Annotated in this window: 11 protein-coding genes; 6 read left to right on the plus strand and 5 right to left on the minus strand. The window is 68.7% G+C overall.

Annotated features, from left to right (window positions below):
• Positions 1-1,682 (minus strand): condensation domain-containing protein (locus G3N62_RS13060; protein ID WP_241013080.1); only part of this gene is annotated, 1,682 nt, incomplete at its 3' end.
• 123 nt (positions 1,683-1,805) lie between these two features.
• Positions 1,806-2,747 (minus strand): AraC family transcriptional regulator, encoded by a 942-nt coding sequence (locus G3N62_RS13065; protein WP_124669649.1) that lies wholly within the window; start codon positions 2,745-2,747, stop codon positions 1,806-1,808.
• Between the two features lie 218 nt (positions 2,748-2,965).
• Here G3N62_RS13065 and G3N62_RS13070 point away from each other — a divergent pair, with 218 nt between their 5' ends.
• The 5 genes from G3N62_RS13070 to G3N62_RS13090 all read left to right on the plus strand — a co-directional run bounded on the left by G3N62_RS13070 (position 2,966) and on the right by G3N62_RS13090 (position 9,315).
• Complete coding sequence (locus tag G3N62_RS13070) at positions 2,966-4,618, plus strand: AMP-binding protein (protein WP_124669648.1); 1,653 nt, start codon at positions 2,966-2,968, stop codon at positions 4,616-4,618.
• Entirely contained in the window at positions 4,615-5,388 is a 774-nt protein-coding gene (locus G3N62_RS13075) for an alpha/beta fold hydrolase (RefSeq protein WP_034186170.1), read from the plus strand. Before G3N62_RS13070 ends, G3N62_RS13075 begins: the two co-directional genes overlap by 4 nt.
• A complete protein-coding gene (locus G3N62_RS13080; protein WP_034186169.1) occupies positions 5,385-5,690 on the plus strand; it encodes an isochorismate lyase in 306 nt (101 codons plus the stop codon). Before G3N62_RS13075 ends, G3N62_RS13080 begins: the two co-directional genes overlap by 4 nt.
• Positions 5,687-7,111: an isochorismate synthase gene (locus tag G3N62_RS13085; protein WP_124669647.1), complete on the plus strand. Its 1,425-nt coding sequence runs from the start codon at positions 5,687-5,689 to the stop codon at positions 7,109-7,111. Before G3N62_RS13080 ends, G3N62_RS13085 begins: the two co-directional genes overlap by 4 nt.
• A 377-nt stretch (positions 7,112-7,488) precedes the next feature.
• On the plus strand, positions 7,489-9,315 hold the full coding sequence (locus G3N62_RS13090) for a hybrid sensor histidine kinase/response regulator (protein ID WP_124669646.1): 1,827 nt from the start codon (positions 7,489-7,491) through the stop codon (positions 9,313-9,315).
• Here G3N62_RS13090 and flhC read toward each other — a convergent pair.
• On the minus strand, positions 9,312-9,944 hold the full coding sequence (flhC, locus tag G3N62_RS13095; protein WP_124669645.1) for a flagellar transcriptional regulator FlhC: 633 nt from the start codon (positions 9,942-9,944) through the stop codon (positions 9,312-9,314). The genes G3N62_RS13090 and flhC overlap by 4 nt on opposite strands.
• Complete coding sequence (locus G3N62_RS13100) at positions 9,941-10,264, minus strand: flagellar transcriptional regulator FlhD (protein ID WP_034186167.1); 324 nt, start codon at positions 10,262-10,264, stop codon at positions 9,941-9,943. The genes flhC and G3N62_RS13100 overlap by 4 nt, the downstream gene beginning before the upstream one ends.
• 262 nt (positions 10,265-10,526) lie before the next feature.
• Between G3N62_RS13100 and G3N62_RS13105 the strand changes: the two genes are divergently transcribed.
• Entirely contained in the window at positions 10,527-11,351 is an 825-nt protein-coding gene (locus G3N62_RS13105; protein ID WP_226252690.1) for a response regulator transcription factor, read from the plus strand.
• Between the two features lie 14 nt (positions 11,352-11,365).
• Here the strand turns inward: G3N62_RS13105 and G3N62_RS13110 are convergent, their stop codons facing one another.
• Positions 11,366-12,679 carry a right-handed parallel beta-helix repeat-containing protein gene (locus G3N62_RS13110; protein ID WP_124669644.1) on the minus strand — a complete coding sequence of 438 codons (1,314 nt, stop codon included), beginning with the start codon at positions 12,677-12,679 and terminating at the stop codon, positions 11,366-11,368.
• Positions 12,680-12,850: the final 171 nt, after the last annotated feature.

Here is a 12,850-nt window from a genome sequence, read left to right on the forward strand (position 1 = left end):
CCGGGCTGCGCGTTGAGCGCCTCGCGCACCCGACGCTGCGCGGACGGCAATTCGACCGCGATCGGCAGCCGCCAGTCGCGATCGCACAGCGCCTGTACGAGCGTGACGTACGCGCCGAACATCGCGTCGACCATCCCGTCCGGAAACAGGCCGTCGACGCTGTCCCACGCGAGCAGCGCGCCGTCCGGCACGCGATAGAGCTGATGATCGAGCCACACCTGCGGCGTCTGCGAAATCATGTCGTGCAGATCGCCGAACACGCGCGCGAACGCCTCGGGCACGAACGGCGCGTCGCCGAGATTGCACGAGAACACGACGGGCGCCGCGCGCGGCGTGCCCTGCCGGCGCGCATCGCGCAGCACGTCGAGCGCCGGATACGCGGCGTGCGCGATCGCGCCGTGCAGCCGCTGCTGGAAAACGCGCACCGCATCGGCCGCGCTCGCGTCGGCCTGCACGTCGCATTCGACGAGCAGCAGCGTCGTGAAATCGGCGATCACGCGGCCGAGATCGGGTGCGTCGCCATGCCGGTCGAACAGCGGCACGTTGAGCAGGAACGCATGGCGGCCGCTCCAGCGTGCGAGCACCGCGGCAAACGCCGCGCCGAACACCGACGACAGCGTCACGCCATGCTGCGCGGCCCGCGCCTGCAGGCGCGCAAGCTCGTCCGTGCTCAGCGTGTGGGCGACGCGGCTGAAGCGCGGCGCGCGGATCGCTTCCGGCGCGCGGGCCAGCGGCAGCGCCGGCCCTTCCGGCAGCGTCGCGAGCTTTGCGTGCCATGCATCGCGCGCCGCGGCCCGCGCGTCGCGCGTATCGGCCGCGCGACGCGCGAGCCAGGCCGGGAACCACGTCGACGGCGCGTCGGGCAACGCCGACGGTTCGGCATACGCGACACCGATCTCCTGCATCAGCAGCCGCACGCTGTCCACGTCGGCCGCGAGCAGGTCGACACTCAACCACACGCGATCCTCGCCGCCGGGCATCTGCACGAGCCCCATCATGAAGACCTGCGCGTGCTCGACATCGAGACATTCGTGCGACCGGAACGCGCGCAGCGACGCCCATTCGGTTTCCGCGTCGGCGGCCGTCTTGCCGCGCCAGTCCGCATGCGCGAGCACCGGCGCGTCCGATGCCGCGAGGATCTGCTGACGACCGCCGGCGAAGCGCGCGCGCAGCATCGGATGACGCTCGCGCACACGCCGGCACGCCGCGTCGAGACGAACGGGATCGAGCGCCTGGCTGCGGAATTCCAGAAACGCGTGGCAGCTCACGTTGCCGAGCACTTCGCCGTCGCCGCGGCCGAGCCAGTACGCCTGCTGCACCGCGGACAGGTCGAACGGCGCGTGCACGTCGACATCCTCGCCCGCGACGTCGGGAGCCGGCCGCGCGACACGCGGCGCATTCGCCAGCAACGCGGCCCACGCGCCGAGCGTCGGCGTGCGCGCGAGCGCATCGAACGTCAGCGCGTAACCGAGACGGTTCACGCGCGTCTGCAGATACATCAGCCGGATCGAATCGAGGCCGCAGCTCAGCAGGTCCTCGTCATCGTCGAGCGATGCGATTTCATCGACGGATTCGTCGAGCAGCCCGGCGATCAACGCAACGAGCTGCGAGCGAAAGTCGGTGGAGGAACAACAGGAAGGATCGGAATGGTCGATACGGGAATCGACAACGGTCTGGCTCATGGGCACGCCTTGTATGGGTCGTTCGATGGCGGATCCGCGCGGTGGCGGCCACCCGTGAATGAGAATCTATCTCATTCACTCCCATGTGCCCGGTCGATTCCTTTAGGCTGCCGGTCAGTTGTTTTAGATTGCCGCGCTCGTCAGTTCGTCGTCGTCGATCGCGTTCGACGACGCGCGAATATCGCTCGGCGAAATGCCGTAGCGCTTGCGGAACGCGATCGAAAAATGCGCGGGACTGTAGCCGACGCGATACGCGACGGTCGACACGTTCGCGTCCTCCGCGCACAGCATCGCGTGCGCGGTCCGCAGCCGGTATTCCTGCAGGTACGCATACACGCTCGTGCCGAACACCTTGCGGAACCCGGCCGTCAGCTTGCGCGAATTCATCCCGACGCGGCCCGCGAGCGCGTCGAGCGTCGGCGGCTGCTGGAACTCGCGTGTCAGGATGTCGCTCGCCGCATACACGCGCTCGACATCCGACGACGTGACGCGCACGTCGGCCGGCGCGAACTGCCGCTGCGTCGCGAGCAGCTGCGCGCTCAGCGCGGTCAGCTCGAACGCCTTCGCCTTCAGGTAGTACTCGCGCACCGCGCCCTCGAACGGGCAGGTGGCGATCTGCACCGCGAGCGCCTGCAGCGCCTTCGACGCCGGGCAACTGACGATGCGCGGATCGCCGCCCGTCGGCGCGAGCATCTTTTCCGGCAGCAGGCTCAGGTTGCGGTCGAGCGCGTCGAGGCCGAGCTGCACGATCGTGTAGCGCAGCGGCACGTCGCGATCGTAGATCTGGTGCGTCGTGAACTCGCCGTCGTTGGCGATCACGCACAGGCCCGGCCCCTTGATGCACTGCTCGGGCTGGCCGGGCACGCGGCAGCGCAACTGTCCGCTCTGCACGAGGACGAGCTTCAGCCCTTTTTCGAGCGGCTCCTCGTACCAGTCGCGGCTGTCCGAGCACAGCGTGCCGCTCATGAGTTTCATGCCCGCATCGACGTGCACCACGCCCGGATGGTTGCCGGGCACGAGCACCGGCGGGTGACGTCGTGACGAAGCGAAGGAGGTCGAGCTCATCGGAGGGTCCGTTGGTTAGGCGGCACGCGCGGACCGGCGCGCGCCGGCGGCAACCGGCCGATTGTCCGGCCGGACCGCGCGGGCGCCGCGCAACGGACGCCCGATCGAATGAAATTGCCGCGATATCAAAAGAAACGACGCTATCGCGGCGCGTGTTCCAAATGATAATACCTCTCATTTACATTTTTTGACAACTTGCCGGAACCCAAGATCTGCGCATGCAATCCTCCCTTTCCTCCCTGGCGCCGGCCGTGCCGGCCGACGCGCCCGACTGGCCCGACGACGTCGCGCGCCGCTACCGCGACGCCGGCTACTGGCAGGACACGACGTTCTTCGACGCGCTCGATGCGTGTGCGCGGCGCCATCCCGACGCGCTCGCCGTCGTTGACGGCGCCTGCCGGCTCGGTTATCGCGACCTGCTGGCGCGCATCCGGCGACTCGCGGGCGGCCTCGCTCGGCTCGGCCTGACGCGCGGCGACGCGGTCGTCGTCCATTTGCCGAACGGCGCGCGCTTCATCGAGACGTGCTTCGCGCTGTTCCAGCTCGGCGTGCGGCCGGTGCTCGCGCTGCCCGCGCACCGCCACTACGAGATCGGCGCGTTCTGCCGCTTTGCCGGCGCGCGCGCCTATCTCGGTGCGTCGCAACTCGGCGATTTCGACTGCCGCCCGCTCGCGGCCGCGTTGCAGGCCGACTGCCCGACGCTCGCGCACGTGGTGATGGCCGGCGACGATCACGCGTTCACGTCGTTCGACGCGCTGTATGACGCGCCGCCCGTACTCGAATGCGCGGCGCGCGCCGACGACATCGCCTGCTTCCAGCTGTCGGGCGGCACGACCGGTACGCCGAAACTGATTCCGCGCCGCCATCGCGAATACCTGTACAACGTGCGCGCATGCAGCGCCGCAAGCGGCTTCGGTGCCGACACCGTGTATCTCGCCGCGCTGCCGATGGCGCACAACTTCACGCTGTGCTGCCCCGGCACGATCGGTGCGCTGCTCGCGGGCGGCCGCGTGGTCACGACCGGCCGGCCCGAGCCCGAACAGAGTTTCGCGCTGATCGCGCGGGAACGCGTCACGCATACCGCGCTCGTGCCGCCGCTCGCGCTGCTGTGGCTCGACGAGCAACCGCAACGGCAGGCCGACCTGTCGAGCCTGCGCGTGCTGCAGGTCGGCGGCGCGCGGCTGATGGACCACGCGGCCGCGCGCGTGACGCCCGTGCTCGGCTGCCGGCTGCAGCAGGTGTTCGGGATGGCCGAAGGGCTCATCTGCTGCACGCGGCTCGACGATTCGCCCGAACGCATCGCGCGTACGCAGGGGCGCCCGGTATCGGATGCCGATGAAGTGCGCATCGTCGACGAAGCCGGCGAACCGGTCGCGCCCGGCGAGATCGGCGAGCTGCAGGTACGCGGCCCGTACACGATACGCGGTTATTACCGGCTCGCCGACCACGACGCAACGGCGTTCACGGCCGACGGCTTCTACCGCAGCGGCGATCGCGTGCGGCGCACCGCGGACGGCGACCTCGTCGTCGAGGGCCGCGACAAGGACCAGATCAACCGCGGCGGCGAGAACGTGTCGGCCGAGGAAGTCGAGAACCTGCTGCTCGCGCATCCGCAGGTGCACGACGCGGCAGTCGTCGCAATGCCCGACACGCTGCTCGGCGAGCGTACGTGCGCGTTCGTCGTCGCGCGCGCGCCTGCACCGTCCAGGCTGGTGCTGAAACGCTACCTGCGCGATTGCGGACTCGCGGCCTTCAAGATTCCCGACCGTATCGAGTTCATGCCGCGTTTCCCGGAAACCGGCATCGGCAAGACCAGCAAGAAATCGCTGCGCGAGCTGCTGCGCCGCCAGTTGCAGGCGGCCGCCGCATGATCGCGCGCCCGACCGGTTCGAACTGGATCCGCGAGCTGCGGCTGTCGCCGTGCGCACGGGCGCAACTCGTGTGCTTCCCGCACGCGGGCGGCACCGCGAATTTCTTTCGCAACTGGAGCCGTGCGCTTCCGTGGGACGTCGATCTGCTCGCGCTGCAGTATCCGGGCCGCGAGGAGCGCTTCGGCGAACCGTGCCTGCAGTCGATCGAGGCACTCGCCGGCCCCGCGACCGACGCCCTGCAACGCTATGCGCACGCGCCGCTCGTGCTGTTCGGGCACAGCCTCGGCGCGGCGCTCGCGTACGAGGTCGCGTTACGGCTCGAAGCACGCGGCGCCGCGCCGCTTTACGTGGCCGTCTCCGCGCTGCCGCCGCCGCATCGCCAGCGCCTGTCGAATCTGCACCTGCAATCCGACGACGCGCTCGCAGGCGATGTCGCCCGGCTGTCCGGCGAACACGCCGCGCTGCTCGCCGATCCGGAAATGCGTGCGATCTACCTGCCGATGATCCGCGACGACTATCGCGCGATCGAGACGTACCGGCGCGACCGGCCGCCACGCATCGATGCGCCGCTCGGCGTGATGCATCCGCTCGCCGATACCGAACTCGACCGCGACGAAGCGCATGCGTGGCAGGACGTCGCGGCGCGCCCGATCCGCATCGAGACGTTCGACGGCGACCACTTCTACCTGCGGCACCAATACCCGGCGGTGATCGCGCATCTGGTCGAACGGATCGACCAGTCCCTTCGTTACGGAAAGGAGTACACATGAAAGCACCGGACGCCTGCACGGGGCTTCCCGACATTCGCGACGCCATCGATCGCCTGGACGCCGACATCATCGACGCGCTCGGCCGGCGCATGCAATACGTGAAGGCCGCGTCGCGCTTCAAGCCCGACGAAGCGAGCATCGCCGCGCCGGAACGGGTGGCCGCGATGCTGCCCGACCGGCGCCGCTGGGCCGAACAGGCCGGTCTCGACGCCGACTACGTCGAGTCGCTGTTCGCCGGGCTGATCGCGTGGTACATCGCCCAGCAAACGCAGTACTGGCGGCAACAGCGGGGGCTCGCATGAACGCCGGCCTTCCGCTGCTGCACGACACGTTCGCGCGTGCCGCCCGACGCGCCGCCGCCACCGGCGAGCCGACGCTCGCCTCGGTGTCGGTGCCGCTGCGGCCGCTCGACTTCTTCGACCTGATCGCGGCCTGGGACGACGGCGTCACGCCGTGGTTCTTTCACGAAGCCGGCGACGCGTCCGTCACGCTGTTCGGCTGGGACCGCGCGCTCGAGCTGAACGCCACGGGCGATACGCGCTTCGCGCAGATCGACGCGCGCTGGCGCACGCTGGTTCGTGGCGCGGTGACGGCCGGCCCGCAGCCGCCGCGCGTCGTCGGCGGCTTCCGGTTCGATTCGCATGGGGCGCGCAGCGTGCACTGGGCGTCGTTTCCCGACGCGAGCATGACGGTGGCCACGCTGCTGATCGTGCGTGAAGGCGAAGCGCACTGGGCGGTCTGCCAGCACGTCGTCGCCGCGCACGACGATCCGGCCGCGCTCGCGCATGCGTGTCTTGCACGGATCGAGTCGCTCGGTGCACTCGCCGCCGCCCACGACGACGATGCATCCCACCTGCTGCACACGCAGGCACTGCAGGCAAGCGAATGGCAGCGCGAAGTCCGGCGCGCGGTGGACGCGATACGCGGCGGCGCGTTCGGCAAGGTCGTGCTCGCCCGCGACGTGCTCGACCAGTACGCGCGGCCCGTCGCGATCGCGCCGCTGCTGCGCAGGCTCCGCCAACGCGACGCGCATGCCCACCTGTTCGCCATCCGTCGCGCAAATGCATGCTTCGTCGGCGCCACGCCGGAACGGCTCGCGCGGGTCGCGGCCGGCGACGTGCGCACGCATGCGCTCGCCGGGACGATCCGGCGCGGCGCCACGCCCGACGACGACCACGCGCTCGGCGCCGCGCTGCTGGGCTCCGCGAAGGAACGGCTCGAACACGCGCTCGTCGTCGACGCGATCCGCGCCGCGCTGACGCCGCTGTCGCGCATGCTCGACGTGCCCGAGCACCCGTCGCTGCACCGGCTGCCGAAACTGCAGCACCTGAGCACGCCGATCCGCGCCACGCTGCATGCGGACGCGACGCTGCTGCAGGTCGTCGCGGCGCTGCACCCGACGCCCGCCGTCGCCGGCCATCCGCGCGCGCCGGCACTCGACCATATCCGCGCACATGAAGGCTTCGATCGCGGCTGGTACGCGGCACCGATCGGCTGGATCGATGCGCACGGCAACGGCGACTTCATCGTCGCGCTGCGTTCGGCGCTGATCGAAGGCGGCGCGTGCCGGCTGTTCGCGGGCTGCGGCATCGTCGCCGATTCCGATCCGGTCAACGAGTATCAGGAAACCGAACTGAAGCTGTCCGGCATGCAGGCGGCGATCCGCGTGCGCGATGCGGCGGATGCCCACGGCCGCGCGCGCATGTCGTCGACGGTCGATTGAAGCTTGCCGTGGCCGCCGCTCGCTTCACGGCAACGGCGGCCCATTCCCACGCCGCACGCGTTCGGCAGGCGGCGCCGTCCGTGGCAACGACGATTTCTCCGTGAAAATGTCGGGTGCTCCAGCCATGCCGGCGCGGCCGCTGCGCGGCCGCATGTAACCGATTGCGCACTGCCGAGGCACAATCCAATGCAACCCCGTTCGAATCCAAACCGGCGATTCTCAATTACATCTGTAGTCCTGAGTAACTTTCAGATTACGTCAAAAAATACCGCGTATTTCGACACCGCAACGACTATGCTGATGTAACGGGAATACGCGTCTGTGCCGGGCGCGCCGATACGCCCCGCTGCCGTGCGCAGCGATCTTGGTGGACGCATATGCAGTCGCGAGACCGGATTGCCTCGGAACAGGTCAGGATCGTCTACGACGTCGTGATGCCCTACGCCGTCGGCAGCACGCTGCTTGCCCTCTTCGCGACCCTTTCGATCGGCTGGCTCGGCCGTCCTGCCCCCGCATCGGGCCTTGCGTGGCCGCTCTACATCGCCGTGTGCTCGACCGGCCAGATCGTGCTGTCGCGTCTGTATCGGCGATCGCCGTCGTCCGCGAGCCGCTGGCAGTGCTGGGCGCTGGGGCTCTCCGCCTTCAGCACGGCCACCGGCATGGGCTGGGGATGGGCGTCGATTCATCTCGCGGCGCACGCGGATTTCGAAATCGCGAGCCTCGTGGTCATCGCGACGACCGGCGTCGTGGCCGGTGCCATCCCGGTGCTCGGCACGTACTTTCCGGCGTTCATCGCCTTTCTGTTGCCGGCCACCCTCCCGTATATCGGCGCCGCGCTCCTGTCGACGAACGCGCTCCAGCGCACGACCGCGCCGATGATGCTGCTGATCGCCTGCGTGATCGGCTATCTCGGGCTGCTGGCGAACCGCGCGGCCACGCGGAACATCCGCCTGCGCTTCAAGGCCGAACGGTACGCAGTCGATCTGCAGGCGCAGAACGCACGGATCGAACGACTCGCCGTCGACCTCGACTGCCAGCGACACATCGCCGACCAGGCCAATCTCGCCAAATCGCAATTCCTCGCGGCGGCCAGCCACGACCTGCGCCAGTCCGCGCATGCGCTGAATCTGCTGATCGGCGCGCTGCACGGCATCCCGATGCCGCCGGACGGGCGCCAGCTCGTCGAGCGCATCGAGCGCTCGTCCGACGCGCTCAGCCGGCTCTTCGGCGCGCTGCTCGACCTTTCGCGGCTCGACGCCGGCAGCGTCGACGTGCAGCGCCGGCCGTTTGCCGTCGACGCGGTGCTCGAATACGTGTGCAACGACTGCCTGCTCGACGCGCAAGCGAAAGGCGTCGCGCTGTCGCGCGTGCCGTGCCGCGCGGTGGTGCAATCGGATCCGCTGCTGGTCGAACGCATCGTGCGCAATCTCGTCTCCAACGCGGTGCGCTACACCGCGCGCGGAAGAATCGTCGTCGGCTGCCGGCGCCGCGGCACCCGGCTTGCGATCCAGGTCTGGGACACGGGCTGCGGGATTCCCGATCACCTGCAGAAGCTCGTGTTCCACGAGTACTACCAGGTCGGCAATGCCGAACGCGATCACGAGAAAGGCTTCGGGCTCGGGCTCGCGATCGTGCGGCGGCTGGCCGCCCTGCTCGATGGCCGGCTGGCCGTGCACTCGACGCCCGGCCGCGGTTCGTGCTTCGAAGTCGCGATCGCGCTTGCCGCCTGCCCGCCCGATCCGCTCGACCTGCCGATCGCCGGTCACGACGACGTGCCCGGCACGACAGGGCGCGTCGTCGTGATCGACGGCAATCGCGCGACCCGCACCGGGTTGTCCGCACTGCTGGCGACGTGGGGCTACGAGACGATCGCGGTACGCTCGGGCAAGGAGGCGCTCGACCGGCTGTCGGCCGGCGCGCGGCAACCCGACCTGCTGATCTGCGATTACCTGCCGCCGCGCGGTGAAAACGGCATCGCGGTCATCGAGCGGCTGCGCCGGGCGCTCGACGCCGCCGTGCCCGCCTTGCTGATCAGCGGCGATACGACCGACGAACAACGGGCCGCGGCGCATGCGCGCGGGCTGGTTCTGCTGCACCGCCCGCTGCCGAACGGCAAACTGCGCACGGCGGTCGGTCATCTCGTCGCCGCCGGTGCGCGGCGGCGCTCGATGGCCGACGCGGACGCCCGCGGCGTCGCGATCTAGCGGCACCGCGCGTGTCCGCCGGCGCTTGCCGGGTCATGCCGGATCCGCGCGTTCGTGCCGCACGCGCTTCCGGCGGACGGCTCCGGCTTCACGTGGCCGGCGCGCTTGCCGGCCCGTGCCGGCGGCCGGCAGGCGACACAGACGCGATTGGGGCGCAGGTCGTGACGATGGATCACGAATGCGGCATGGCACCGGACGCAGCGCGCCGTCGACAGCACGCCGCCGTCGACGAAGCGCACCAGCATCCACGCGCGCGTCAGGTCGAGCAGCGGATCGCAGTGCGCGGCACGGCATCGCCCCGCATACAGCCCGTACGCCTTCACCAGCGCGTCGAGTCGCGAACACCGCGCGTCGATCCGCAGGAAACGGTAGATGTTGTGGAACAGCGACGCGTGGATGTTGGCCATCCAGGTCATGTACCAGTCGCTGGAAAACGGCAGCAGGCCCTTTGGCGGCGCCACGCCGCGCACCTCGCGATACAGGCGGACCAGGCGCTCGTGCGGCAGCGCCAGCTCGATCTCGAGCATCTGCGGGCGCGCGCCGAGCCGGATCAGCGTGACGGCATCGAGCACGAGCCGCGCGTGATCGGCAAGACTCGCCGCATGCGCGGCATCGGCGGCGCCGTTCACGGCATATCCTGGTCGAACGCCCCCATACTGGAGAACGCCAGCGCGACGTGCAGCGGCGCGACTTCGTCCGACGGCGCGTGCCGCGCGAGCGCGTCCACCGTATCGCGGCGGCTCAGTCGCAGCACGCAGATCAATTGGCCCGACGATGCCAGGTTCAGCATCGATCGCATCGACAGGCTTTCCAGTGCCTCCGCCATATCCGGCGTCGCGCCGAGACGAAACATGCCGGTCGCACGATCCGTCCGCAGCAACCGCTGCGCCAGCCACAGATAAGACATGTTCAGGTCGCGAATTAAATCCTCTTCATTGATAGTTTCCATATTGCACCTTGATTGATATCGAATCAGGCCGATGGAGACGTCCGTCAAATCCGTGCAAAGGAACATGTCTGGTTTTACGGTGTGAATCGCCCGCCTCGGCGTCAATTGCCTGATTTTCAGAAGGCAATCAATTGAAATAATCAGCGCACCCCGTATTGGCACGTTCGGTTCTTTTTATCGTATAGTCTGCACCCGGGTTCGATCGCACCCCGAAAACTCTCGGCTTCCGCAGCTTGCCCGAGCCCTTGCCATCGCGATCTTCGTGACGCTCGTTGTGCGTCCCAGCGCACCGAAAACCGCGACGATTCAGTGTCAAACACGCTTGACCGGATGTAAATCCGACGTTAGCCCATGGAAAAACGGCGTCGCATACGACCAAAGTATTAAGACTTTTCGAAAACCCCGGATTCCCTATGAGCGAAAGAGATCTGCCTCCGACTTTATTTTTATTTTCATGAAAATACTCATTGTCGATGATCATCCGGTTCTGCGAGACGGCGTGGCGACGTTGTTGCGCCAGGACAATGGCGGGATGATCGACATTCAGGCGGGCAACGCCGACGACGCGTTGCGGCTGCTCGAGCTGCACACCGACCTCGACGTCATCGTCCTGGATCTGAAAATGAGCGGCATGGACGGTTTCGCCGCGATTGACGGAATCACGCAGCTGCGGCCCGAGTTGCCGATCGTCGTGCTGTCTTCGTCCGAGGACCCGCAGGACGTACGCGCGGCATTCACGCGCGGCGCGCTCGGCTACGTCCCCAAGTCCGCCACCGCGCACACGCTGCTGTCGGCCATCAAGATGGTGATGAACGGCGAGCGGTACGTGCCGCCGCTGCTGCTCGACATGCAATCGGCGCATCGCGACCCGCCGTCCGCGCACGAACCCGACAGCCCGCGCCTGACGTTGCGGCAGCTCGACGTGCTGCGCCTGATCGCGGAAGGCGTGCCGAACAAGCTCATCGCCGACCGGCTCGGCCTGTCCGAGAAAACCGTGAAAGCCCATATCACCGCCATCTTCAAGGCATTGCACGTGCGCAATCGCACCCAGGCCGCGGCCGCGGGCCAGCGCCTGGGGCTCCTCTGATCGTCGTCGCGACGTCATCGTGCGGCGCCGGCCGCCGGCGCCGCACTGCCCGACGACTGCATCAGGCCGGCGCGCACCTGCGGCATCGCCGTCGTCGCCGCGCCCGCAGCCGCGATCGTGCCCGACGACGATGCGCCGACCGGCGGCACCAGTGCGACGCCATCCAGCGTATTGCCGCTGGCGACGATCCGGCTGGCCGTGCATCCGCTCGACAGCAACGACACCGCGCTACCCGCGATCGCTGCGAACGTGTTGCCCGCGACCTCGAAGTCGCATACGTTGCCCAGCGCCCGGAATCCCGCATAGCCCGATCCCGTCACGCGATTGCGCGTGACCGTCACGGTCGACACCGTGCCCGACCACGTGTCCAGTTCGAGCGCCGCCTGCTGCGTCGGCTGCAACCCGTTGTTCACGGTCGAATTCTGGACGTTGGTCACCACGTTGCCGTCGATCACGACGTTCGACACGCCGTAGGTCTTCCAGCTGTCCTCCTGCGCCAGCAGGATGCCCGCCGCCTTCTGCACGCCGTCGACCGTGTTATTCGAGATCGTCACGGCCTGCCCGCCGACCACCGCAATACCGCGCCCCCACGCGTTTCCCGACACGGTGTTGCGATCGATCAGCACGTTGCTGCTGACGCGGCCGTCTCCCAGATAGCTGACGACGGCGATCAGGTCGTCGCCGGTCCCCTTCACCGTATTGTTCTGCACGAGCACGTTGGTCGAGCCGTAGGTCGTATGGATGCCGTCGGCCAGCGTGGCGCTCACCGTATTGCCGACGATCGCGACGTTGCTGCCGCCGAACACGAAGATCCCGGCGCTGGCGCCGCCCTGGATCGTCACGCCGAGCACCTGGACACCCGTGCCCGTCACCTCGACCTTGGTCGACGCCGGCGTCGTGAGCCGCGTGGTGCCGGTACCGACCAGCGTCACGCCCACCAGCGTCGAGCCGGCGCCGCTCATCACGATCGTCTGGTCGGACGGGTTGGTCGCGACGAGCGTCGCGCCGTAGCCCGACACCACGACGCCCGACGTCGCCACCGACAACGAGCGGCTGACCGTGTAGCGTCCCGGCGCGAGGATCAGCGTCTGTCCGGCCTGCAACGCGTTGAGCGCGGCCTGCAACGCATCGGTCTGGTCGCTGCCGTCGCTTGCCGCCCGGACCGTCACGGCCGCCGGCACGGCCCGTACCGCCGGACGCGCCCGCGCGGCATGGCGCGGCGCCGTGTACTCCGTGAGCGTCGCGGCGCAAACCTGAACCGGAAAGCTGGCAACGGCGCACGCCCATGCGACAACCGCGGCGCCGACGATACGAAATGACCTGGTCATGATGACCCCCTCGATAGGCATTCGCCCGACGCGGCGCACGATGCGACGGCATCCGGTCGCACGGCATCGACGGTCGGCCGGCGCACCGGCACGACGTGTGTCGACCCTCTGGGCGTAACGATTTGGTCCGGATCCGGTCCGGAAACAGTCGGGCAACGCCCGTGTCAGGCG

This window comes from Burkholderia sp. Tr-20355, assembly GCF_017104685.1.
Classification (GTDB): domain Bacteria; phylum Pseudomonadota; class Gammaproteobacteria; order Burkholderiales; family Burkholderiaceae; genus Burkholderia; species Burkholderia seminalis.